Annotated in this window: 22 protein-coding genes; 10 read left to right on the forward strand and 12 right to left on the reverse strand. The window is 61.2% G+C overall.

Going from position 1 to position 21626, the window contains the following annotated elements:
- Position 1 precedes the first annotated feature (1 nt).
- Genes rfbG through J2Z75_RS08535 form a run of 3 tightly spaced genes read left to right on the forward strand, consistent with a single transcriptional unit; the run spans position 2 to position 2867 of the window.
- The gene (gene rfbG / locus J2Z75_RS08525; protein ID WP_234937217.1) at positions 2-1081 is read left to right on the forward strand and encodes a CDP-glucose 4,6-dehydratase; all 1080 of its coding nucleotides are present in this window, start codon (positions 2-4) and stop codon (positions 1079-1081) included.
- Positions 1078-1641 (forward strand): dTDP-4-dehydrorhamnose 3,5-epimerase family protein, encoded by a 564-nt coding sequence (locus tag J2Z75_RS08530; RefSeq protein WP_209850436.1) that lies wholly within the window; start codon positions 1078-1080, stop codon positions 1639-1641. The genes rfbG and J2Z75_RS08530 overlap by 4 nt, the downstream gene beginning before the upstream one ends.
- Positions 1638-2867 carry a class I SAM-dependent methyltransferase gene (locus tag J2Z75_RS08535; RefSeq protein WP_209850440.1) on the forward strand — a complete coding sequence of 410 codons (1230 nt, stop codon included), beginning with the start codon at positions 1638-1640 and terminating at the stop codon, positions 2865-2867. The genes J2Z75_RS08530 and J2Z75_RS08535 overlap by 4 nt, the downstream gene beginning before the upstream one ends.
- A 96-nt stretch (positions 2868-2963) precedes the next feature.
- On the opposite strand, the gene J2Z75_RS08540 is transcribed toward J2Z75_RS08535, so the two are convergent.
- Positions 2964-3269, reverse strand: coding sequence for a chorismate mutase family protein (locus J2Z75_RS08540; protein WP_209850443.1), 306 nt, complete (start codon positions 3267-3269; stop codon positions 2964-2966).
- Positions 3270-3444: 175 nt separating this feature from the next.
- On the opposite strand from J2Z75_RS08540, the gene J2Z75_RS08545 reads away from it, so the two are divergent.
- The 4 genes from J2Z75_RS08545 to J2Z75_RS08560 all read left to right on the forward strand — a co-directional run bounded on the left by J2Z75_RS08545 (position 3445) and on the right by J2Z75_RS08560 (position 7567).
- Complete coding sequence (locus J2Z75_RS08545; protein ID WP_209850446.1) at positions 3445-4668, forward strand: glycosyltransferase; 1224 nt, start codon at positions 3445-3447, stop codon at positions 4666-4668.
- A 118-nt stretch (positions 4669-4786) separates the two neighbouring features.
- Entirely contained in the window at positions 4787-5647 is an 861-nt protein-coding gene (locus tag J2Z75_RS08550) for a phytanoyl-CoA dioxygenase family protein (RefSeq protein WP_234937218.1), read from the forward strand.
- Positions 5644-6801 (forward strand): class I SAM-dependent methyltransferase, encoded by a 1158-nt coding sequence (locus J2Z75_RS08555; RefSeq protein ID WP_209850452.1) that lies wholly within the window; start codon positions 5644-5646, stop codon positions 6799-6801. The genes J2Z75_RS08550 and J2Z75_RS08555 overlap by 4 nt, the downstream gene beginning before the upstream one ends.
- A gap of 49 nt (positions 6802-6850) precedes the next feature.
- Complete coding sequence (locus tag J2Z75_RS08560) at positions 6851-7567, forward strand: WbqC family protein (protein WP_209850454.1); 717 nt, start codon at positions 6851-6853, stop codon at positions 7565-7567.
- Between the two features lie 49 nt (positions 7568-7616).
- Here J2Z75_RS08560 and J2Z75_RS08565 read toward each other — a convergent pair whose 3' ends face one another.
- The 6 genes from J2Z75_RS08565 to J2Z75_RS08590 all read right to left on the reverse strand — a co-directional run bounded on the left by J2Z75_RS08565 (position 7617) and on the right by J2Z75_RS08590 (position 14285).
- Positions 7617-8171 carry a GNAT family N-acetyltransferase gene (locus J2Z75_RS08565; protein WP_209850456.1) on the reverse strand — a complete coding sequence of 185 codons (555 nt, stop codon included), beginning with the start codon at positions 8169-8171 and terminating at the stop codon, positions 7617-7619.
- Complete coding sequence (locus tag J2Z75_RS08570) at positions 8156-8908, reverse strand: cephalosporin hydroxylase family protein (protein WP_209850458.1); 753 nt, start codon at positions 8906-8908, stop codon at positions 8156-8158. Before J2Z75_RS08570 ends, J2Z75_RS08565 begins: the two co-directional genes overlap by 16 nt.
- 87 nt (positions 8909-8995) lie before the next feature.
- Complete coding sequence (locus J2Z75_RS08575; RefSeq protein ID WP_209850460.1) at positions 8996-10150, reverse strand: DegT/DnrJ/EryC1/StrS family aminotransferase; 1155 nt, start codon at positions 10148-10150, stop codon at positions 8996-8998.
- Positions 10147-11274, reverse strand: coding sequence for a hypothetical protein (locus J2Z75_RS08580; RefSeq protein WP_209850462.1), 1128 nt, complete (start codon positions 11272-11274; stop codon positions 10147-10149). Before J2Z75_RS08580 ends, J2Z75_RS08575 begins: the two co-directional genes overlap by 4 nt.
- Positions 11275-11872: 598 nt before the next feature.
- Entirely contained in the window at positions 11873-12877 is a 1005-nt protein-coding gene (cydB, locus tag J2Z75_RS08585) for a cytochrome d ubiquinol oxidase subunit II (protein ID WP_209850465.1), read from the reverse strand.
- Complete coding sequence (locus J2Z75_RS08590) at positions 12867-14285, reverse strand: cytochrome ubiquinol oxidase subunit I (RefSeq protein WP_209850468.1); 1419 nt, start codon at positions 14283-14285, stop codon at positions 12867-12869. The genes cydB and J2Z75_RS08590 overlap by 11 nt, the downstream gene beginning before the upstream one ends.
- A 464-nt stretch (positions 14286-14749) precedes the next feature.
- Between J2Z75_RS08590 and J2Z75_RS08595 the strand changes: the two genes are divergently transcribed.
- Entirely contained in the window at positions 14750-15316 is a 567-nt protein-coding gene (locus J2Z75_RS08595; protein WP_209850471.1) for a transglutaminase-like cysteine peptidase, read from the forward strand.
- Positions 15317-15438: 122 nt separating this feature from the next.
- Here the strand turns inward: J2Z75_RS08595 and J2Z75_RS08600 are convergent, their stop codons facing one another.
- The 5 genes from J2Z75_RS08600 to J2Z75_RS08620 form a co-directional block, all read right to left on the reverse strand.
- Positions 15439-16608, reverse strand: a complete 1170-nt coding sequence (locus J2Z75_RS08600; protein ID WP_209850475.1) for a M20 aminoacylase family protein — start codon at positions 16606-16608, stop codon at positions 15439-15441.
- A gap of 1 nt (position 16609) precedes the next feature.
- Entirely contained in the window at positions 16610-17449 is an 840-nt protein-coding gene (locus tag J2Z75_RS08605) for an ABC transporter permease (protein WP_209850478.1), read from the reverse strand.
- Positions 17446-18174 (reverse strand): ABC transporter permease, encoded by a 729-nt coding sequence (locus J2Z75_RS08610; RefSeq protein WP_209850481.1) that lies wholly within the window; start codon positions 18172-18174, stop codon positions 17446-17448. The genes J2Z75_RS08605 and J2Z75_RS08610 overlap by 4 nt, the downstream gene beginning before the upstream one ends.
- A gap of 168 nt (positions 18175-18342) precedes the next feature.
- Positions 18343-19125: a transporter substrate-binding domain-containing protein gene (locus tag J2Z75_RS08615; RefSeq protein ID WP_209850484.1), complete on the reverse strand. Its 783-nt coding sequence runs from the start codon at positions 19123-19125 to the stop codon at positions 18343-18345.
- A 20-nt stretch (positions 19126-19145) separates the two neighbouring features.
- Positions 19146-19919: an ABC transporter ATP-binding protein gene (locus J2Z75_RS08620; protein WP_209850487.1), complete on the reverse strand. Its 774-nt coding sequence runs from the start codon at positions 19917-19919 to the stop codon at positions 19146-19148.
- A gap of 211 nt (positions 19920-20130) precedes the next feature.
- Here J2Z75_RS08620 and J2Z75_RS08625 point away from each other — a divergent pair, with 211 nt between their 5' ends.
- Together J2Z75_RS08625 and J2Z75_RS08630 are read left to right on the forward strand one after the other, a co-directional pair.
- Positions 20131-21009 carry a dimethylarginine dimethylaminohydrolase family protein gene (locus J2Z75_RS08625; protein ID WP_209850490.1) on the forward strand — a complete coding sequence of 293 codons (879 nt, stop codon included), beginning with the start codon at positions 20131-20133 and terminating at the stop codon, positions 21007-21009.
- Positions 21006-21623 (forward strand): TetR family transcriptional regulator C-terminal domain-containing protein, encoded by a 618-nt coding sequence (locus J2Z75_RS08630; protein ID WP_209850493.1) that lies wholly within the window; start codon positions 21006-21008, stop codon positions 21621-21623. The genes J2Z75_RS08625 and J2Z75_RS08630 overlap by 4 nt, the downstream gene beginning before the upstream one ends.
- Positions 21624-21626: the final 3 nt, after the last annotated feature.

Genomic DNA, 21626 nt, shown 5'->3' on the forward strand with positions numbered 1-21626 from the left:
GATGACGAACGAATTCTGGCGTGGAAAACGGGTTCTGGTCACCGGGCATACCGGCTTCAAGGGCAGCTGGCTGACGCTGTGGCTGCGTGAGCTCGGGGCCGACGTGTCGGGTCTGTCGCTGGCGCCGCAGACCGAGCCTTCACTGCACCTGCTTCTCGGCGGCAACATGGACGGTCCAGGCATCATCGACATCCGTGATCGCGACGCTGTCACCCATCATGTGTTGAAGACCAAGCCGCAGATTGTCTTTCACCTGGCGGCGCAGGCGCTGGTGCGGGCCGGCTATCGCAGCCCCACAGAGACCTATGACGTCAACGTCATCGGCACGGCCAACCTGCTCGATGCCCTGCGGGTGTCGGAAGACGTGCGCTCGATCGTCGTGGTGACAACGGACAAGGTGTATCATAACGCCGAGACCGGGCTTGCCTTCATGGAAAGCGATCCGCTCGGTGGCCACGATCCCTACAGCGCCAGCAAGGCGGCAGCGGAAATCGTTGCAGCAAGCTATCGCGCCTCTTTCTTTGCAGCCCGCCGGATCGGCCTTGCCACGGCGCGTGCCGGCAATGTCATCGGCGGTGGCGACTGGGCGGAAGATCGGTTGATTCCGGATGCGGTCCGCGCCTGGCAGAGCGGCGAGACGTTGCAGGTGCGGCGTCCGCGGGCCGTGCGCCCCTGGCAGCACGTGCTTGAACCACTTGGCGGCTACATGGGACTTGCCGAGCGCCTGTGGCAGGCGCCCGAGGGCATCGAGAGCTACAATTTCGGACCGGATCACGGCGATGCGGCGTCCGTCGGTGCGGTCCTGAAGGTGGCGGAGCGGCATTTTGGCGGCGGGGCGATGATGCTGGGCGACGGAACGGACGGTCCGCACGAGGCGGGTTATCTGGTGCTCGACAGTGCCAAGGCGCGCGCCGATCTCGGCTACCGGCCGCGCTGGGGTCTGGCCGAAACCGTCAAACGCACAATGGAATGGTACCGGGCGCAGTGCGACGGAACGGCGGCACGCGATCTCTGCCTTGCCGATATCCGCGATTTCGCCGGTCTTGCGGCCGAGAAAGAGCCTCTGAGGGCAGCCGGATGAGTGCGCGGTTTACAGCGCGCGAAACGCCGCTTGAGGGGCTTTTCGTCGTCAGCCGCAAGACGATGTCGGACGAGCGCGGCTTCCTGTCGCGCCTGTTCTGTGAAGCGGACCTGGCAGCCTTCGGCTGGCAGGGACATCTCGCACAGCTCAACGAGACCGGCACGCTCCGCAAGGGCACGGTGCGCGGCATGCACTTCCAGCGTCCACCACACGCGGAGATCAAGCTCGTCACCTGCACCCGCGGCCGCATTCTCGACGTTGCCGTCGATATCCGCCAGCATTCGCCGACATTCCTGCGGCATTTCGCCGTCGAGCTTTCCGAAGACAATGCCTGCTCGCTGCTGATCCCGAAGGGTTTCGCGCATGGCTTCCAGGCGCTGACGGACGATGTGCGGATGATCTATGCGCACTCGGAACCCTATGCAGCCTCTTCGGAGGGTGGCCTCAATCCTGAAGATCCGGCGCTCGGCATCGACTGGCCGCTGCCGGTCGTCAATCTCTCGCCGCGCGATGGGAGCCACGCGCTGCTGTCGCAGGACTATCGTGGAGTTGCCGCATGAAATGCCGTCACTGCGGATCGACGCATATGGTGCCGTTTCTCGATCTTGGGACCGCGCCGCCGTCGAACTCCTATGTCAACGTCACCGAGCGGCATATGCCGGAGCTCTGGTATCCGCTGGTCATCCGCTGCTGCGGCGAATGCCGTCTGGTGCAGACCGAGGATTTCGCCGACCGCGAGACGTTCTTTTCGTCCAGCTATGCCTATTTCAGCTCGTTCTCGACGTCCTGGCTCGATCATGCCAAGCGCTACGTTGCCGACATGCAGGCTCGTTTCGGCCTGACGGCAGTATCCAACATCGTCGAGATCGCCGCCAATGACGGCTATCTGCTGCAATATGCCAGAGAGCGCGGCATCGGCTGCCTCGGCATCGAGCCGACGGCGAGTACCGCGGCAGCGGCGCGGGCGAAGGGCATCGAGATTGTCGAGGAGTTCTTCGGTGCCGAGCTTGGCGAAAGACTGGCAGCGGAGGGGCGCTCGGCCGACCTGACGGCCGCCAACAACGTGTTGGCGCATGTGCCCGACATCAACGATTTCGTCGCCGGTTTCGCGCGGTTGCTGAAGGTGAACGGCGTTGCGACGTTCGAATTTCCGCATCTGCTCAACATGGTGCGCGAGGCGCAGTTCGACACGGCCTATCACGAACACTATTCCTACCTGTCGCTGACAGCAGTCAGCCGGGTCTTCGAGGCCAACGGCCTTTCGGTCTTCGATGTCGAGACGACGCCCTGGCATGGCGGCAGCCTGCGTGTGTTCGCGCAGCGGAGCGATACCGGAACGCACGCCGCCACCGCAGCCGTTGCTGCTACACTTGCCGCCGAGTATGCGGCCGGCATGCTTGACGATGCTTTTTACACAAATTTCCAAGAGGCTGCGCAGACCGTGCGCGACGGCTTTCTGACTTTCCTGATCGAGAGCAGGCGGGCGGGTCTCAAAGTCGCCGCCTACGGCGCCGCGGCCAAGGGCAACACGCTGCTCAACTTCGCCGGTGTCAAACCTGACCTCTTGCCCTTCGTCGTCGACAAGAACCCGGCCAAGCAGGGCTTCCTGCTCCCCGGCAGCCGTATCCCGGTTGTCACGGAGGAATTTCTCAAAGCCGAAAAACCGGAAAGAGTGGTGATACTGCCATGGAACCTTCAGGCCGAAATCAAACAGCAGCTTTCGTATATCAGCGATTGGGGTGGCAAGTTCGTAACGGCAGTGCCGTCGCTGACGGTGCACCCGTAGCGGAAGACGGCATGGTCGATCTGGCAGAGGTGGCGGTCGATGCGCCGGTGAAGAAAGCCGATACGCCTGCCGTCAAGGCCGGTTGACCGTCAGGCTTCACGTCTCGATTTCACCGAGCATGGCACGTTCATGCTCGATCGAATGCCGGATAAGGCGCGCCCAGATATCCTCGTAGAAATCGGGATCGAGCCCGGCTGCCTCGGCGTTTTTGCGGGCGTTGCGCCGGACTTCATCGACACGGGCCGGTATGTCCGCCTTGAGGCCGGCCGGTTTCTTGATTTCCGCCGCCCGGCCGATATAGGCCCAGCGCTCCGCAAAAAGCGTCATCAGCGCGTTGTCCAGTCGGTCGATCTCGACGCGGATCTCAGCCATCGAGGCGCAGTCTGCCGGACTTTTCTGCATGCGGGTCTCCGGGTGTCTTCCTCACGGCACTTTGCTGCAACGCAAGACCGTCTGGGACGCTGCTTATCAAGCGAGCCGCCTCCTGAAAAGCCGAAAACCCGCCCTGTGGCCAAAGGGTCGCGGGCAAGCTTCGCGAAAGCCCTCGCCGCTAGTGTGCGACAAACGGAGAAATTTCATGTTCGCCCAGCCGAAACTGACGATTTGTGTGCCCTCGCGTAACCGCCAGCGCTATTTTCAGGAAACGATCAGAAGCCAGCTGATGAACCTGCGGACGGACATCGAGTATATTTTTGCCGACAATTCCGACGATGCCTCGATCATGAACTCATTCATGGAAGACGTGGTCGCCGATCCGCGCGTCAAATACCTGCCGTCGGTGGACCGGGTATTGCCGATGTTCGAAAACTGGGATCGCTGCGTGGAGGCCGCGACGGGCGAATTCATCTGCATGATCGGCGATGACGACTATGTCGACGCCGACGTGGTGGACCTGATCAGCCGTTCGCAGGCGGAGCACAGCGTCATAGACGTGTTCGTCTGGAGCCGTCTCACTTTCAATTGGCCCGGCAACCGGCCGCATCATTGCAATGTCTCCGCGCCGCTTGCCACCGGTGTTCATAAGCTTCCACGGGCCTGGCTCTATCAGGAGTTCTTTTCCTGGAAGGGGAACACGGCAACCCCCAACATGGCCTTCGGCTTCTATCATGGCGCGGTCTCCAAGCGCGTGATGGACAAGATCAAGACGAAGTTTGGCGGAAAATACTGCGAATACCCGGTCGTCGACTTCGAGAACGTCTGCAAGATCCTCGTGACCGCCGACCACATGTTTTATTCGGAACGCCCGTTCTCGGTTCTTGGCTCCTGCCCGGATAGCAATTCGGCGAAAATAAAATCGACCGACAATATCAAGACGCAGATGGCCGTTTTTACGGCCGAGACCGGACGAAATATCGATGAAGACCCGCACATGAAGGACTTTCCCTTTCCGGCGGGCTTGGGGCTTACCGCCTGTATCGCGCAGGTACAGCACTGGTTCCTGACGCAATACGGTTATAGCGAGATGCGGGACTGGGAGGCCAATTTTGCCGAAGCATGCGGCGTCAGTTGCAGCATCATGGGAAGCCGCGAGGACCATGCAAGAACTGTCGAGGGGTATCGGGGCGCCTTTGCGAAATGGAAGGGCGGCAAGTATCTGAAGCATTTCAAGCCGGCTGATTTTGCCGATCCGACAGGGGGGCCGTTCTTCACCGGTGTTGCCACCAACAACCATCTCTATATCGACGAGGAGATCGGCGGCGCTCAGACGCCGGCGGACCTCTATAACCTTGTCGATCAGATGCTGGCACCTCAAGAGGCGCTGAAGCTGAACTTCTACGAGCACTTCAAGGCCGCCGGATGAATGGAATGAGTGGTTTGCCAATATCAGCGGAAGGCTTGAATGCGCCTTTATCAACGAACCGCCGGTGTCCCGCGACCGGGCCAGAATGGGCGTTGCGGCATAGAAAAGGATGCAAGGCATGATTCAGAATGAGGTTCTCATCCCCGCTTCGGCGCGGGAAGATTTTGTTGCCAAGGGCTACACGATGCTGCCGCAGTTCTACGACGCGCAGCGCGATGTGGCGCCGATCCAGGAAGGCATCCGCATCATCCTGGAACTGATGTGCCGCAAGTACAATGTCGATGCTCCAACGGATACATCCTGGAACGCGATGACCAAGGCCTATCCGGCGCTGATCGCCAGGAACCGCGCCTGGGGCGGTGAGGTGTACGACGCCATCAAGCAGATTCCCGCCTTCATGCAACTGGTCACCAAGGCGAAGAATCTGACGGTTTTCGAAAACCTGCGTCCGGGGTCGGTTCCAGGGATTGCCGCCGGCGGTTACGGCATCCGGATCGATAATCCGGGCGAGGAGAAATTCCGCGCGCAGTGGCACCAGGAGTTTCCGGGCCAGCTCAGAAGCCTTGACGGTATCGTTTTCTGGACGCCGCTGCTGCCTGTGACGCAGGAAATGGGCCCGGTCCAGATTGCCTCCGGCTCGCATGCCGAAGGGTTGATTCCCGTCTACCGCGATGACGCCGGGCACGGCAAAAGCGGCGCCTATGCGCTGTTCATGGACAATTGCGCAGGCCGCCTTGAAAAATACGAGACGGTTGCGCCGCTGACCCAGCCGGGCGATCTGATCCTGATGGACTTCCTGACCATGCATCAGGGGGGCGAGAATGTCTCAACGATGCCGCGCTGGAGCCTGCAGTTCCGTTACTTCAATTTCGCCGATCCGATCGGAACGCGCATCGGCTGGTGCGGTTCGTTCGCCGCCGGCGTGGATTTTTCAAAGATCCTCCCGGAGCTGGTGACGGACGGGGAGACCGCGGCATGACGGTATGCCGGGTTTGCGGATCGCATATTGCCAAGGCCTCCTATGAGGCCTCGGCTCCGGCGCTGACGTCCATGATGGCTTTCCTCGATATTCCGACACTCGCCTTTGTGTGCGACGAATGCGGCCACGCGCAATGCGCCGACCTGCCGGATATCGAGGCATTCTACGATACCACCTACCGGATTTCCCTTGAATCCGACGATCACGACCAGATCTTCGCGGTGGCTGCCGATGGAACGCCGATCTATCGGACCGATCATCAGGCCGCCATTGGCCTGCGACTGCTGGATCTGCCGCATTGTGCTTCCATCCTCGACTATGGCGCCGGCAAGGCCGATACGTTGCGCAAGATGTGTCTGGCGCGCACCGATCTGCATCCGCATGTTTTCGATGTCAGCCGCGACTACGTGCCCGCATGGAACGGCTGGGTAAAGCCCGAAGACCAGGCAAGCTACACCGTTCCGGATGCGTGGGCCGGCCGGTTCCAGGCTATCATCAGTCATTTCGTCATAGAGCATGTGGCCGAACCCATCGGCTTCCTCAAAACGCTGCGCGGTCTTTTGGCGCCCGGCGGTAGGCTTCTGTTGTCCATGCCGGACGTGGCATCCAATCCCGGCGACATGACGGTTGCAGACCACCTCAACCATTTTAGCGAGGCTTCGCTGAAACGGGCGCTCGCCCTTTCCGGCTTCACGCTGGAAACTGTGGACAATGCAGCTTTTCCCGGCGCCTTCTTCATCGTGGCCGTTCGCTGCGAGCAGCCGGTGGCAATCGAGGGTGACCGGCAGGACGCCGCGGACGCGGCCAAAAGGGCCAAGGAAATTTGCGCCTTCTGGAAGGACGCAACCATTCGTCTCGATGGTGCGGCCAAGCAGTTTTCCGGCAAGCGCGCGGCAGTCTATGGCTCGGGCTTCTACGGCAGCTGGATCTGCAGCCGCATCGAAGCGGAAGTGGATTTCCGTGTCTTCCTCGACCAGAATCCGAAGCTGCAGGGCTCCGTCCATTTCAACCGCCCCGTCCTGTCGCCGTCGAAGCTCGATGACGACGTCGATGTCGTCTTCGTCGGCCTCAATCCGCTGAAGGCGCGCGCCGCGATCGCCAGCCAGGCGGCCCTTCACCGGCCCGGTCTGGATCTCGTCTGGATCGACGGCTAGCGGTGGCAATTCTCCATAGCAAAAACATCGATCGGTACTTGAACGGGTCATGAGCCGGAATATCGTTATTTCACAGTCGATGTATTTTCCCTGGGTCGGTCTGCTGGAACAGATCCGGCTGGCGGATGTCTTCGTCCATTATGACGACGTGCAATATTCCAAGGGCAGCTTCAGCAATCGCGTACAGGTTAAGGGCATTAACGGCGTCAGTTGGATGACTTTGCCGCTGCGCGACTATCATCTGGGACAGCGGATCGACGAGGTGATGCTCGATGACCGGACGGACTGGCGGAGCAAACATCGGGAAATCCTGCGGCAGGCCTATCGGAAAGCGCCATATCGGGACGAGATGCTGGCGCTGGTGGACAGGGTTTTTGCGCAGAGCGTCGAGACCGTTGCGGATATCTCACGCCAGTCCATGCTTGAGCTTGCCGCCTATTTCGGTCTGAACAGATCCCAATTCCTGTCATCGCAGACGCTTCCGATACCCGGCGCAAGCAGCGAACGTGTCTGCGATATCGTCGAGCATCTTGAGGGCACGGTCTACATTACAGGGCATGGCGCACGGAATTATCTGAATCACGCCCTGTTCGAAGAAAAAGGCATTGCCGTCGAATACATGCAGTATGAGCGGACGCCCTATCCGCAGCTGCATGGCGATTTCACGCCCTATGTGACTGCGCTGGACCTCGTCGCCAATTGCGGTGTGGAGGGCGCCAGAATGATCCATTCGGGAACGATCGGTTGGAAGGAATTCGCCCAATAGGGACGGAAGCTCGCCACGGGATTCGGTGCGATGCAGCGGTTCGAACGGGCTACGGCTTGATCGGTGTCAAGCGGCGCTCAAGAAGCAATACGTCATGGACTTTGCCATCGCGGTCCCGAAAATGCTCTTCCAGCGTCCCCACGACGCGGAATCCGGCGGCGTGATAAACTTTGAGCGCGACGAGATTGTCGTGCCGCACTTCAAGAAGCAGCTTTGCCAAGCCCAGTTCTTCGGACGCGAGTTTCATCAACAGGGTTACGATGGCAAGCCCAAGCCCACGGCCGCGCGCTTGGCTCAACAAGGCCAGTCCACCATAGCCGTGGCGATTGCGCCGGTGCACCTGGCTAATCTGGACAAAGCCGAGAGGATCATGGCTCCGGACATCGGCAACAACCCGGAATGCGCCGTCGCTGTCGCGCAGCCGGCGATCGATCCAGCCGCGCACGGCATCATCGTCGGTGGCATCGGGAATCGCCATCAGCATCGACTGGACCGCGGGATCGCGGCGCAGGCTGGCCAGGACGCCGAAATCCGTATCCAACGGCTGGCGAAAGACGACCGCTCCGTCAACGGGGGCGGGATCCATCATCAGGCGCGGATGCACCGGACGTATCCTCCGGGCGAACTGGAAAAAACGAGTTTGCCGTTGACGACATCGTCAGGCTGGAACCGATCGGTTTCCCCAAGATAGGTGTTCAGTGCCGTCAGCGGCTCGTCACCGGGATGCCAGATCTTCGATCGCTTGGTCGGTGTCTGCGCGGCTTCCACACGTCCAAGCAGCGTGTCGGCGACGACGAGAAACTGTCCTTCGGTCACCATCGGTCCGTAGTGGCGTAACTCGTCCAGCACGTGATCGCGGCTGTGATCGCTGTCCAGCACCACCATGACGGAAGCGCCGTGGGGAATAGATGCCCTGACCTTGGCAAGCGTCTCCGCCGCAGTTGACGGGCCTTCGATCAGTTCGATCAGTGGCGACATCGGGTGCGTTTCGATGGCCTCGCGATTATGGGCGCGGATATCGATGTCGACGCCGATCACCTTGCCCTTGCCGATCAGCTTCAGCATGGCCGCCATCATGATCATCGATCCGCCGCGTGCGACGCCGGTTTCGATGATGACGTCTGGCTTCGTTGCCCAGATGACTTCCTGTGTCGCCATGACGTCGGCCGGCATCTGGATGATCGGAATGCCGAGGAAGGACCAGAGATAGGAATAGTCGTATTTGTCGAGGGTCACGAGTGCATCGACGGATTGACGAAACGCGTCATTGTCCTTGCCAAGCGCCAGGCACATCTCCTGCTTGTGCGCTTCGAATTCCTGGCGGTCGTCTTTGGTTGTCATGAGGTTTAGCGCCTTTGTCTTTCAAAATGGCTGTCTGGGGCCGTGTGCCGGGCGGTGTGGAAGGCGGCGAGCGATGCGCCGTGTGTCTTAAGCGGATTTCACCAGGGGCGTTTCGCCGACGGAACAACTGTCGAGAAGGCCGATGATGACGTCTGTCACCCGTCCGATCTCGACCTCGGTCATGTCGTGATAGCTCGGCAGGTTGATGGCGCGTTCGGGAATGTCCCAGGCGTGCCGGTTGCCGCGCTTTTCAGGAAACATCGGCAGGCTGGTCAGCGGATGGAAGAAGACGCGCGCGTCGATATTGGCGGCGCTGAACGCCTGTTGCAGCATCTCGCGGGTGATGCCGATATCGCGGTCGAAGACGGCGGTCGGCATCCAGGCGCCGTTCTCGGTTCCGGGGGCCTCGGGGTTGAGGCTGATGCTCTGATAGGCCTTGAACCTGTCGGCATAGCTTGCCAGGATTTCGCGCTTGCGGGCAATCAGGCCGTCGATGCGCTCCAGCTGGCCGCAACCGAGCGCTGCCTGGATGTTCGACATCTTGTATTTGAAGCCGACGTCATCCGGCCAGAACTGCTTCTTCTGGCTGCGCGCGCGCCCGTGATTGCTTGATGTCAGGACCTTTTCGAACAGGGCGGCGTCGCTGGTGACGAACATGCCGCCTTCGCCCGTCGTCAGCGTCTTGGTGCCGTGGAAGGAGAACGTGCCGAAGGTTCCCATCGAACCGGCGCGGCGACCGCGCCAGACCGAACCGATCGCTTCAGCCGCATCCTCGATGACCGGAATGCCGTGGCGGCGGCCGATATCGAGTAGGCGGTCCATATCGCAGAGGTTGCCGTAGATATGGGTGGCGACGATCGCTTTGGTCTTCGGCGTGATATGTCGTTCGACGTCTTCCGGATCGATGCACCAGCTGTCAGGCAGGATATCGACGAAAACCGGCGTTGCGCCGAGATGAACGACCGGTGCGGCCGTGGCGATCCAGTTCGTGTCGGCCAGGATCACTTCGTCGCCGTGGCCGATGCCGATGGCCGCAAGGCCCATGTGCATGGCACCGGTGCAACTCGATGTGGCAATCGCGTGGGCGACGCCGAGATGCTGACGGAAGCCATTCTCGAACCGCACGATATAGTCGTAGCAGCGGTCGCCCCAGCCGTTGGCGGCGGCGTCGGTGGCATACTCCACCTCAAGCTCGGTAATCGAGGGTTTGGTGTAGCAAATTCTCGACGTCTTTGCGGTCATGCGGCTTTACCGTTTTCGTCGCGCAGAACGCCGCCGCAGATCAGTCCGACCGGTGCCAGGACCAGCTTGACTGTCGTGTAGAATTCGGCGGCATCCCGCGCACCGCCGAGGAAGCGGTCGACCAGCAGCGCGCCGTCGTGCAGGCCGCGCCGAGCATCTCTTGGCCGTACCTCGTGGAATTCCGGACGGAAGAGCGGCGCAAGATATCCGCCTTCGAATTCCTTCAGCGCAGCAAAATAGGCGTTGCCCTTGTTCTTGTAGGTTTCCCGATCGGTTTCCATCATGCAGTCGATCATCAGGGCGCGCACGAAAGCCTCGCTGCCTCCGGACCAGGGCGTATCAAGCTGACGCAGCACATGGAACTGCACCTCGGCCACGGCGCCGGCGAGGCCGATGCCGGAGTGGAAGGGAAAATTCCAGGGATGAAGCGGCGGCTCCGCCACAAAGGGTGAAATGTTGATGGCCGACATCGGCCGGGCGCAGAAGGCCAGCTCATTGGCAAACAGCAGCACCTTGGCCGCCCATTCATATTGCGGTACCGAAGTCGACCAGTCTTGCGGCTCGGGCAGTTGCAGCAGCGCATCGACAAGCGAACGGCGGATTGCGGCGTGGTAGAGGCCGAACGGCATCTTCGGGCTGTTCAAGCTGCCTTCCCAATAGAAGAAAGCCTTCAACATGGCGGTCTTGTCGAGCGTATCGATGTGATAGCTTGCCGGGATTGCCACCGAGCTTGCCTTGCCGGGTTCCGCGTGGCGGTCGATCTGGAAGGCATTCCAGGCGAGCGCGTCGACATCGGGCGAGCTGGCTTCGAGAAAGGCGACCATGGTCGCCAGTTCGCTTTCGATCATGTCGCCAGGATTGACCAGCGTCACCCACTCGCCCTTGGCGGCCGTTGCCGCGTGGCGCCAGAGAAGCTGGCGGGTGATGTCCGCAGGGGCGTCGGCGACCGTCACGCGGGCTTCCTCGGCTGCAAGGCTGAGAAGTGCGTCCGAGAGCGCGATATCGGCAGGTTTTGCGATGACGATCTCTATGTCCGCGTTTTGGTTTTCCAGAAGCACCGTCACGAGCGGCAGGGCATCCTGCGCGGCGGTTTCCACGGGAATGCAGATCGAGAGTTTGGTCATGGCGTGCCTCGTGACATCAGCGGTCTTTGCCGAAACGCCACCGCGAGCAGCGCAATCGGAAAATGGTCACATCAGCAGGCAAGTACCTTCTGCGCGGAGGAGGGTGCGGTCCTGTCTCCCGCTGGAAGCCATTGCCTGCTGATGTGTGCTTTAGAAATAACGCGGGAAACTTGAGCGAGGCTTTGCATTCGGAGAGGTTTGGCCCGGCGCACTAGAGCGTTTCATCTTCAAAAGGAAGCAATTCTGTTGGCTCAAACCGGCCGGGCCGCGAGAAGGTCGGCGCAGGGCGATGCCAGGCCCATCGTACAAGCCGGCCGACGCTGCGGACGGCCGGTTTCAGCCAACCCTTTGGGCCGGATGAATTTCGGCCATTACCGGCGGCTGCCGTCTCGACCGCAGCTTCTGCTGCGCTCTTCGCCAACCGCCTTGGTCCTGGCCGAAATTCCTTCCGGCAGAATGCTTCCGTTTGAATATGAAGCGCTCTAGGCGCCGAGCGAGAGCTTGATGGCAAAGCCGACAAGGGTGACCGTGAGCACGCCCAGCAACCAGAGGCCGACGAACCACAGGAGCTTTTTCGGCAGGCTGTTCTGTGTTGCCATCAGTGGTAGCCCTCCTCGGGATCGACCTTTCCGCGGAACACCCAATAGGCATAGACGGTATAGATCAGGATGATCGGCACGAGGAAGAGAGCACCCCACAGCAGGAAGGAAAGGCTGGAATCCGGCGCCGCGGCATCCCAGATGGTCACCGACGGCGGCACCATGAAGGGATAGAAGCTGATGCCGATGCCGGCAAAGCCGAGCACGAACAGGCTGAGAGCCGCCAGGAACGGCTGCGCATCGCGCTTGCCGCGAATGCCTGTGAGAAGCAGCGCGAAGCAGCCCAGCACCAGAACCGGTACGACGACGCTGAAGATGGCGGTCGGCCAACTGAACCAGCGTTCCAGATAGATGGGCCGGAGGAACGGCGTCCACAGGCTGACGATCCCCATGGCTGCGATGGTGGCAAAGCAGGTGCGCAGCGCGATCCAGCGCGCCTTTTCGGCGAGGTCTCCGGTGGTCTTCATGATCAGCCATGTCGAGCCGAGCAGGGCGTAGCCGATCAGGATGGCAAAACCGGTGGCCACGGAAAACGGCGTCAGCCAGTCCCACCAGTTGCCCGCATAGGCGCGATCGACCACGTTGATACCCTGCACCAGTGCGCCCAGCGCGATGCCTTGCGAAAAGGCGGCAAGCATCGAGCCGCCGGCAAAGGCCCAGTTCCACAGGAACTCGCCGCGCTTGGTGCGCCAACGATATTCGAAGGCGACGCCGCGGAAGATCAGGCCGAGCAGCATGGCGATGATCGGCGCGTAAAGGGCGGGCAGGATGATCGAATAGGCGAGCGGGAAGACGGCAAGCAGGCCGCCGCCGCCCAGCACCAGCCAGGTCTCGTTGCCGTCCCAGACGGGAGCGACGGAGTTCATCATCACATCGCGGTCGCGCTTTTCCGGAAAGAAGGGAAACAAGATGCCGATGCCGAGATCGAAGCCGTCGAGGATGACATAGGCAAGCACCGCGAAGGCGATGATGGCGGCCCAGATGAAGGGAAGATCAATGGCCATGATGCGCGCTCCCATGCGTGTGTCCGGAGGCTGGGCCGGGGGTGATGCCTGCGGTTCTGATCGGTCCGTCTTCGAGATCGGGCATCGGATCGCGGGGCAGGCGCTTCATCAGGCGCAGGATGTAGAAGGTGCCGGCGCCGAACACGAGAAAATAGACGATGATGAAGGCGATCAGCGAGGCGGCGACGGCGGGGGTCGCGACCGGCGAGATGGAATCCGCCGTCAAAAGCTGGCCGTAGATCGTATAGGGCTGGCGGCCGACTTCCGTGGTGATCCAGCCGGCGAGTACGGCGACGAAACCGGCAGGGCCCATCAAGACGGCGGCGCGGTGCAGCCAGTCGCTGCTGTCGAGCGTGCCGCGATACCGACACCAAAGACTCCAGAGGCCAATGCCGAGCATGGCGAAGCCGATGCCGACCATGACGCGGAACGACCAGAACACCACCGCGACGGGTGGATGAAGATTGTCGGGAATAGTGTCGAGACCGGCCAAAGGCGCGTTCAGGTCGTGTTTCAGGATGAGGCTGGAGAGTTTGGGAATCTCGATTGCGTAGTCGATGCGTTTTTCGGCGGTGTTGGGAATGCCGAACAGGATCAGCGGCGCGCCGTCCGGATGGCTCTGGTAGTGTCCCTCCATCGCCATGACCTTGGCGGGCTGGTGCTCCAGCGTGTTCAGGCCATGGAAGTCGCCGGCAAGAATCTGGATCGGCGCGACGATCGTCGCCATCCACATCGCCATCGAGAACATGGTGCGCGAACGTCGGGGTGCGGTGTTCTTCAGGAGGTGCCAGGCCCCGACCGCGCCGACGACGAAGGCCGTGGTAAGGTAGGCGGCAAGCACCATATGCACCAGGCGGTAGGGGAAGGACGGGTTGAAGATCACCTTCCACCAGTCGAGCGGAATGAACTGTCCCGCCTCGTTCATGCCGAAGCCGGCGGGCGTCTGCATCCAGGAATTTACTGCAAGGATCCAGGTGGCCGAGATCAGCGTGCCGAAGGCGACCATGAATGTGGCAAGGAAATGCAGTTTCGGGCCGACACGGTGGAGGCCGAACAGCATGACGCCAAGGAAGCCGGCTTCCAGGAAGAAGGCGGTCAGTACTTCGTAACCCATCAGCGGTCCGATGACCGGCCCGGCCTTGTCGGAAAAGACGCTCCAGTTGGTGCCGAACTGGTAGGACATGACGATGCCCGAGACGACGCCCATGCCGAAGGCGACGGCAAAGATCGTCTTCCAGAAATTGAACAGGTCCATGTAGACCTGATCCTTCTTCCACAGCCACAGCGCCTCCAGCACCGCGAGATAGCTCGCAAGGCCGATGGAGAAGGCGGGGAAGATAATGTGAAACGACACGGTGAAGGCAAACTGGATACGGGCGAGCAACGTCGCGTCAAGGCTCTCGAACACGGCACAATCCTTTCAGGGGGGTCGCCTTGCGGTCTCTCCATCCATTGTGGCCTGTCCCCGGCCTTAACGGATATCCTCGGCGCCTGAACCCTGCGACTTAATCTGCTGTACTTGCGCGAAAGGTCAATGACATCGCTGCAACCATAATGTCACACTGCGACAATCGCCCGCGTGCGGCAAAGTTGAATCCGGCAGATCACGCGGCGAGGCGGTTCGCCTTTTCATCAACTTGTCGGCTGATTTGAATCGGATTTTGTTAAAAGTGCGAATTGCGTAAAATTGTAGATATCGATTTAAGCGGCCCGCAAACTGTCCCGACTATGGTCCTCTCATCGGAGAACGAAGCCGGCCAACCGGTTCCGCTGCATGATGCTTTCCCCGGCGCCCGGAATGAATCCGGCACACAAAAAACCGACGCTGCCCGGACAGGGGCAGGCGAGCGGAACGGAACCAGGGACAGGGTTATGTTGAAACGAATTTTTGTTGCGATCGCCATGTCGATCGGTATCGCCGCTACGGCAGTCGCACCGTCGCAGGCCATGAGCATTTCTTCCGCCGCCCGCTCCATCAGCGCTACCATGCCGGTGCGCAATGTCGAGTTCAGCGAGCGCGCCAAGCTTTCCTACCAGCTGTTCTGCCTGCAATATGGCAACGAATGCCGCACCTCGAGCCGCAACGTCGTTGCCTATACGAGCAAGTTGCGGACCGTACTCGCGTCTGTCAACCGCACCGTCAATCGGGTGATGCCGGATATCCGGGCACGCCGCGAATTCCTGTCGTTGACCCCACTGTCGGGCGCCAGCGACGACTATGCGATGATGAAGCGCAGCCATCTGATCCGTGCCGGTCTGCCGGCAGGCGCCCTGCGCGTCGCCAGCGTCGTGACGCCGGAAGGCCGCAGCCATTCGGTTCTGGTGATCACCACGTCGAGCGGCGAGTTCGTGCTCGATCACCGTCAGGCCTCGGTGATGAAGCGCCGCGATACCGGCTACAGCTTTGCCGCGCTCAGCAACGTGCGCTACTTCGACTGATCGTTTCGACGATCAGGTTCGCCTGATATCCAAGTTTACCTGCAGCCAAAGTTTGCCTGAAGACTGTCCCGACTTGCCGCAGGAATGTCCCTTCCTGCGGCCTTTTTTCGTTTTGGAAACTGTCAGGCCCGGGCGAGATAGGCTTCGGCCAGCTCCGTCCAGAAGGCGGCGCCGATCGGCAGGAGGTCGTCGTTGAAATTGTAGCCGGGATGATGCAGCGACTTTTCGGTGCCGGTCACGCTGGAGCCGAGGAAGAAATAGGTGCCCGGCCTGTCCTTCAGCATATAGGCGAAGTCCTCGCTGCCCATGAACGGGCGTTCGAGATCCACGACTTTCTCCGCGCCGGCGAAGCGTACGGCGAGATCACGCACGAAATCGGTTTCCGCCTTGTGGTTGATCGTCGCGTCATAGCTGCGTTGATAATCGACGGTCGCTCTCATGCCGAAGCTTTGCGCCTGGTTTTCCGCAACGAGGCGGATGCGGCGCTCCAGTTCGTCGCGCACCTTGGGGTCGAAGGAGCGGATGCCGACGACGATCTCGGCGCGTTCGGGAATGATGTTGCTGGCGGAGCCGCTGTGGAAAGAGCCGACGGTGATGACGGTCGGGTCCATCGGATGAATGTTGCGCGACACGATCGATTGCAGCGCCATGACGATCGAAGCGCCGCAGACGATCGGGTCGGCGGTTTCCTGTGGCTCGGCGCCGTGGCCGCCAAGGCCGTGGACGGTGATCCTCGCCTCGTCGACGGCCGCCATGATCGGACCTTCCCTGAAGGCGAACTGGCCGAAGGGCAGGCCGGGCTCGTTGTGGAGCGCAAAGACGGCGTCGCAGGGGAATCGATCGAACAGGCCTTCGTCCATCATGATCTTGGCACCGCCGAAATTCTCCTCGGCCGGCTGGAAGATCAGGTGAACGGTGCCGTCGAAATTCTTGCGCTCGGCAATGGCGCGGGCGGCCCCCAGAAGCATCGTCGTGTGGCCGTCATGGCCGCAGGCGTGCATCAGGCCGGGGGTTTTCGACGCATAGTCGAGGCCGGTTTCCTCGAAGATCGGCAGGGCATCCATATCGGCGCGGATACCGATCGAGCGGCTGCTTGTACCGTTCTTCAGCGTGGCAACGAGCCCGGTCCTGGCCAGCCCGCGCGTCACGGTGTAGCCGAGGCTCTCAAGACAGGTGGCAACGAAACTGGAGGTGCGGACCTCCTCAAGCCCCAGTTCCGGATGGGCATGCAGGTCACGGCGGATGGCGACCAGTTCCGGCATGGAATTGGTCAGGTTCACGTTCAAGGTCATGTCAGGCACCACGGGTTGGTATGCGATTTTCAAGGTAGCGGAAGGTTATGACAAGAATGCCTGTCAGGCACATGTAGATCATCGCTAGCAGCAACAGCGGCTCGTAGGTGATGAAGGTATCCTGCCGCACCTTGGAAATGACGGAATAGACGTCGATGACGGTGATGGTGGCCACCAGCGGCGTCGACTTCAACTGCAGCACAGTTTCGCCGGTCAGTGTCGGCAGGGCGCGATGGATGGCGCGCGGTAGCCAGATGCGGCGAAACAATGTCCAGCGGTTCATGCCATAGGCACGCGCCGCTTCGATTTCGCCTGCCGGGACACCGGCAAAAGCGCCGCGCATCACCTCGCCCTCATAGGCCGCAAAGGAAATGGTTAGCGCCGCGACGCCGTACGGCCAGGATTCGCGCAGATATGGCCACAGGAAGGATTGCCGGATGGCTGGAAATTGCGGAAACAGCGAGCCAAGCCCGTAGTAAAGAAGCCAGAGCTGCAGCAAGAGTGGCGTGCCGCGAATGACGGTGCAGAAGCCTTTTGCGAGCGCCTTCAACGGCCAGGGGCCGGTCACCTGAACAAGGCCGAGCGGCACGGCCAGAAGAAAGCCCAGGATCGCGGTGCTGAACAGCATGGCGAGCGTGATCAGGATGCCGTGGCCGAGCCTGGGCAGGTATTGCGGCAGCCAGTCCCAGCGCATGAACCAGACGATGCAGAAGATAAGCGCAGCGGCGATGAGCAGGAGAACGATGCGGTGCGGTTTGAAGAAGCTGCGTAGCGTCGGAAGGTCTTCCGGCGTGAACGCCATCGCATGTGTCGTGACATCGGGGGGCGTCGTGTCGGTCATGACTGCTCCACGAAGCCGCGCCGCGCCCGGCGCTCGATGATCCTGATGAGGAAATCCGAAACCAGCGTCAGCGCCAGGTAAAGCACTCCGGCGGCGCAATAGAACAGCAGATAAGCCTTGGTGGTTCCCGCTGCCTGGCGGGTGACCAGCGTCAGTTCGGAGAAGCCGACGACGGCGAGAAGGGCCGTGTCCTTGGTGGCGATCAGCCAGAGATTGGACAGGCCGGGAATGGCATAGGGCAGCATCGCCGGCAGGGTCACGCGGGTCATCACCTTGTAAGGTGACATGCCATAGGCGCGCGCCGCTTCGATCTGTCCGGCGGGCACGGCCTTGATGGCACCGCGCAGTACCTCGGTCGTATAGGCGCCCTGCACCACGCCGATGACGAAAATACCGGCAACCAGCCCGCTGATGTCGACCTGCCCGATCCCCACGAGAGCGAGGACATAGTTGAGGGCGTCGGTGCCCGCGTAGTAGAGAAGCAGGATCAGAACCAGTTCCGGTACGGCGCGCACGATCGTCGTGTAGCATTCCATCAGGTCGCGCGTGATCGGGCCGCCGTAGAGCTTGCCGCAAGCGCCGCCGATGCCGAGAACGAGGCCGAACGTATATCCGCCGATGGCGATCTCGATCGAATTTAGGAGGCCGCGCAGGAGGACACCGCCCCATCCGGGCGGTTCGAGTGCCAGCAGGCTCCAGTTGATGAAGGATACAGGATCGGCCATGGACCTCGATCTTTATCTTTGCGTTGGCCCCTCACCCTAACCCTCTCCCCGCAGGCGGGGAGAGGGGATGACGGAGATTGCCGCTTGTCCCTTCTCCCCGTCTCGACGGGGAGAAGGTGCCCGATAGGGCGGATGAGGGGCCTTTGCTGGCCGCCTCATCGCATCCCATCACTCGCCATAGATGTTGAAGTCGAAATATTTCTTCGAGAAGGTGTCGTAGGTGCCGTTGGCGCGGATCGCCTTGATCGCGGCGTTGAGCTTGCCTTTCAGCTCGTCCTCACCCTTGCGGATGCCAATGCCGACGCCCGGTCCCAGAACGGCAACATCCTGCGCGACGTCACCCTTGTAGTCGCAGCATTCCTTGCCTTGGTCGCTCTGCAGGAAAGCATCAAGCGCGATGGTGTCGGCCTGAACTGCGTCGAGACGACCGGCGGCGAGATCCTGGTTGGCTTCATCCTGGGTCTGGTATTCCTTGACCTCGGCTCCAGCCGGCGCGAAATGCTTGGTCGCGTATACCTGGTGAACGGTCGAAACCTGAACGCCGATCGCTTTGCCAGCCAGACCTTCCGGTGTCGGCTTGAGTTCGACACCCTTAGCGCCGATGACGCCGGTCGGGGTGTTGTAGTATTTATCGGAGAAATCGATGGTCTTCAGGCGATCCTCTGTGATCGTCATCGAGCCAATGATCATGTCGATCTTTTTCGAGGTGAGCGCCGGAATGATACCATCCCAGGCGACGGGTGTGATCACGCAGTCGAGCTTGGCTTCGGCACAGATGGCCTTCTGGAACTCCACTTCCCAGCCTTCCCAGTTGCCGGAGGCATCCGGCGAGGTGAAGGGCGGATAGGGTTCTGCGGCGAAGCCGACCTTGACCGGTTCGGCCGAAGCGGCGCCGACAGCGGCAATACCTAGGGCGAGCGACAGGGCGATAGTCTTGAGCGTCTTTTTCATGCTGTTTCCCTTTTTTGGTTTTAGTGGATGGAGCTGATGAATTTCTTCAGGCGTTCCGAACGGGGATTGCCGAAAATCTCGTCCGGCGTTCCCTGTTCGTCGATGACGCCTTCGGCCAGGAAGACGATGTGGTTGGCGACCTTGCGGGCGAACTTCATTTCGTGGGTGACGAGGATCATCGTCCGCTTTTCCCGGGCGAGGTCGCCAATGACGGTCAGCACTTCGCCGACGAGCTGCGGATCGAGCGCCGAGGTGGGCTCGTCGAACAGCATGACCAGAGGCTGGATCGCCAGCGCTCTCGCAATTGCCGCGCGCTGCTGCTGGCCGCCGGACAGGAAGGCCGGATAGGCATCGCGTTTCTCGAACAGGCCGACGCGGCGCAGCAGCGCTTCGCCGGTCTCGATCGCCTCGTCCTTCGATTTGCCGAGAACATGAATCGGAACTTCGGTGACATTCTGGAGAATGGTCATGTGCTGCCAGAGATTGAAGCTCTGGAACACCATGCCGAGCTGGGTGCGCAGGCGCTGCACCTGTTTGCGGTCCGAAGGCATCAGGCCGCCATGGCCGTCATTCTTCATGGCGATCGTTTCGCCATGGATGGTCACCGAGCCGGAGGTCGGCAGTTCCAGCATGTTGATGCAGCGCAGGAAGGTCGACTTGCCAGAGCCGCTGCCGCCGATGATGGCGATGACGTCGCCTTCGTTGGCGGTCAGTGAAACGCCCTTGAGCACTTCGAGCGGCCCGAAACGTTTGTGGAGGTCAGTGACCGCAATCGCCTGGGCTGGTTCCGTCATGAAAAATCTGTCCCGTCGAGACAGGTCGCCAAATCTGAACGCATGAAAACAGTTCCCCTGATTTGTCTGTCGTGCGGCATTTTTGCCTGTCACGCTGTTCCATGAAAGCCATCGTTGCACTTGTGTGGAAATTATTCAACCGTATAATAGCATCAACGCTGCTTTTTCTGGCAGCCCCGCCACATGATCAAATTTACAGCAGGAGTAGACGATGACGGCTTATGGTTCGCAGGAGATGTCGGCCAATCTGACGCGCGTGCTGATGCGCCGGCCGGGCGAAAGCCTTGCCTCCGCCGATCCTGCGAAATGGCATTACGGCCCGACCTTCGACGGCGAGAAGGCCGTGCGGCAATATGCGGAATTCGCGCGCCTTGTGGAAAAGTCCGGTGCCGAAATCCTCTGGCTGGAGGACAAGGGCGACGGCCTGGCCGATGCCATGTTCACCCATGATCCGTCGCTGATGTCCAACCATGGCGCCATTCTCCTGCGCATGGGCAAGCCGCTGCGCGAAAAGGAAACGGCGCTGCATGAGGCCGCCTACAAGAAGGCCGGCATCCCGATCCTCGGTCGTATCGTTTCGCCCGGCACGGTCGAGGGCGGCGACTGCATCTGGCTCGATGCCGAGACTCTGGTCGTCGGCCGCGGCGTGCGCACCAACGAGGAGGGCATATCGCAGCTGACCGAAATGCTCGATCCGCATGGCATCACCGTACTCGGCTACGATCTGCCGCTCTGGCATGGCGAGGAAGCCTGCCTGCATCTGATGTCGGTGATGAGCCCGCTGTCGCGTGATCTGGCGCTCGTCTTTGCGCCGCTGCTGCCGGCCTCGTTCTACCAACTGCTCAAGGAATGGGGCATCACCCTGATCGAGGCGCCCGCCGACGAATTCCATGCCAGCAACGGCCTCAGCCTTAACGTGCTGCCGGTCCGGCCGAACGAAGTGATCATGGTCGCCGGCTTTCCCAAGACCAAGGCGGCGATGGAAGCGGCCGGCTGCAAGGTCGAGACCTTCGAGGCCGATGCGCTGTGCATCGCCTGCGAGGGCGGCCCGACCTGCCTGACTCGGCCGGTTCTGCGGCGAGCCGCATGAACCGCCGGACGTTCCATCGCGCGCCGGAGGGGGAGCGGCGGCAGGAATTGATCGAGGCGACCCTCGATACGATCGCCGAGCTTGGTCTGAAGGGTGCCACGGTGCGCCAGATCGCCATCCGGGCCGGCGTGACGGCGGGGCTGGTGCGGCACTATTTCGATTCCAAGGACCAGATGGTCGAGGAGGCCTATCGTTCGGTTCTCGCCACCTTCGCCGCCAAGGCAGCCGATATCGCCGGCGATCCGCAAACGCGGCTGCGGCAGTTTATCACGCTCAATCTTACGGCTCCGGTCGCCAACGGCCGCAGCCTGTCGCTCTGGGCCTCGTTCATCAGCCAGGTCCGGCTGGATCAGGAGCTTGCCGCCATCCACCGCGAAGGCTATCTCGGCTTCCGCAACGATCTGCAGGGGCTGATCGGCGATTTTCTAAGGTCGGAGGGACGCCCCGCCGATGAAGGCGACTGCCGCCGTCACGCGATCGCCATCAACGGCATGATCGACGGCCTGTGGCTGGAAGGCTGCCTTGCCGGCGAGCTTTTCGAAGAGGCCGAACTGGTGGCGATCGCGCTGTCGTCGATCGAGGCGCTGCTCGGCCTGTCGCTTGGCAGGGATTAAAGA

It is taken from the genome of Rhizobium herbae (assembly GCF_017873135.1).
GTDB classification, from domain to species: domain Bacteria; phylum Pseudomonadota; class Alphaproteobacteria; order Rhizobiales; family Rhizobiaceae; genus Pararhizobium; species Pararhizobium herbae.

What these genes read in the sequence shown, in the direction of transcription:
- J2Z75_RS08555 (WP_209850452.1), top strand. Translation starts at nt 5,644, where the DNA reads ATGACGGTATGCCGGGTTTGCGGATCGCATATTGCCAAGGCCTCCTAT.
- J2Z75_RS08600 (WP_209850475.1), bottom strand. Translation starts at nt 16,608, where the DNA reads ATGACCTTGAACGTGAACCTGACCAATTCCATGCCGGAACTGGTCGCC.
- rfbG (WP_234937217.1), top strand. Translation starts at nt 2, where the DNA reads ATGACGAACGAATTCTGGCGTGGAAAACGGGTTCTGGTCACCGGGCAT.
- J2Z75_RS08615 (WP_209850484.1), bottom strand. Translation starts at nt 19,125, where the DNA reads ATGAAAAAGACGCTCAAGACTATCGCCCTGTCGCTCGCCCTAGGTATT.
- J2Z75_RS08570 (WP_209850458.1), bottom strand. Translation starts at nt 8,908, where the DNA reads ATGACAACCAAAGACGACCGCCAGGAATTCGAAGCGCACAAGCAGGAG.
- J2Z75_RS08625 (WP_209850490.1), top strand. Translation starts at nt 20,131, where the DNA reads ATGACGGCTTATGGTTCGCAGGAGATGTCGGCCAATCTGACGCGCGTG.
- J2Z75_RS08610 (WP_209850481.1), bottom strand. Translation starts at nt 18,174, where the DNA reads ATGGCCGATCCTGTATCCTTCATCAACTGGAGCCTGCTGGCACTCGAA.
- J2Z75_RS08575 (WP_209850460.1), bottom strand. Translation starts at nt 10,150, where the DNA reads ATGACCGCAAAGACGTCGAGAATTTGCTACACCAAACCCTCGATTACC.
- J2Z75_RS08540 (WP_209850443.1), bottom strand. Translation starts at nt 3,269, where the DNA reads ATGCAGAAAAGTCCGGCAGACTGCGCCTCGATGGCTGAGATCCGCGTC.
- J2Z75_RS08560 (WP_209850454.1), top strand. Translation starts at nt 6,851, where the DNA reads ATGAGCCGGAATATCGTTATTTCACAGTCGATGTATTTTCCCTGGGTC.
- J2Z75_RS08530 (WP_209850436.1), top strand. Translation starts at nt 1,078, where the DNA reads ATGAGTGCGCGGTTTACAGCGCGCGAAACGCCGCTTGAGGGGCTTTTC.
- J2Z75_RS08580 (WP_209850462.1), bottom strand. Translation starts at nt 11,274, where the DNA reads ATGACCAAACTCTCGATCTGCATTCCCGTGGAAACCGCCGCGCAGGAT.
- J2Z75_RS08620 (WP_209850487.1), bottom strand. Translation starts at nt 19,919, where the DNA reads ATGACGGAACCAGCCCAGGCGATTGCGGTCACTGACCTCCACAAACGT.
- J2Z75_RS08605 (WP_209850478.1), bottom strand. Translation starts at nt 17,449, where the DNA reads ATGACCGACACGACGCCCCCCGATGTCACGACACATGCGATGGCGTTC.
- J2Z75_RS08545 (WP_209850446.1), top strand. Translation starts at nt 3,445, where the DNA reads ATGTTCGCCCAGCCGAAACTGACGATTTGTGTGCCCTCGCGTAACCGC.
- cydB (WP_209850465.1), bottom strand. Translation starts at nt 12,877, where the DNA reads ATGGCCATTGATCTTCCCTTCATCTGGGCCGCCATCATCGCCTTCGCG.
- J2Z75_RS08550 (WP_234937218.1), top strand. Translation starts at nt 4,787, where the DNA reads ATGATTCAGAATGAGGTTCTCATCCCCGCTTCGGCGCGGGAAGATTTT.
- J2Z75_RS08630 (WP_209850493.1), top strand. Translation starts at nt 21,006, where the DNA reads ATGAACCGCCGGACGTTCCATCGCGCGCCGGAGGGGGAGCGGCGGCAG.
- J2Z75_RS08595 (WP_209850471.1), top strand. Translation starts at nt 14,750, where the DNA reads ATGTTGAAACGAATTTTTGTTGCGATCGCCATGTCGATCGGTATCGCC.
- J2Z75_RS08535 (WP_209850440.1), top strand. Translation starts at nt 1,638, where the DNA reads ATGAAATGCCGTCACTGCGGATCGACGCATATGGTGCCGTTTCTCGAT.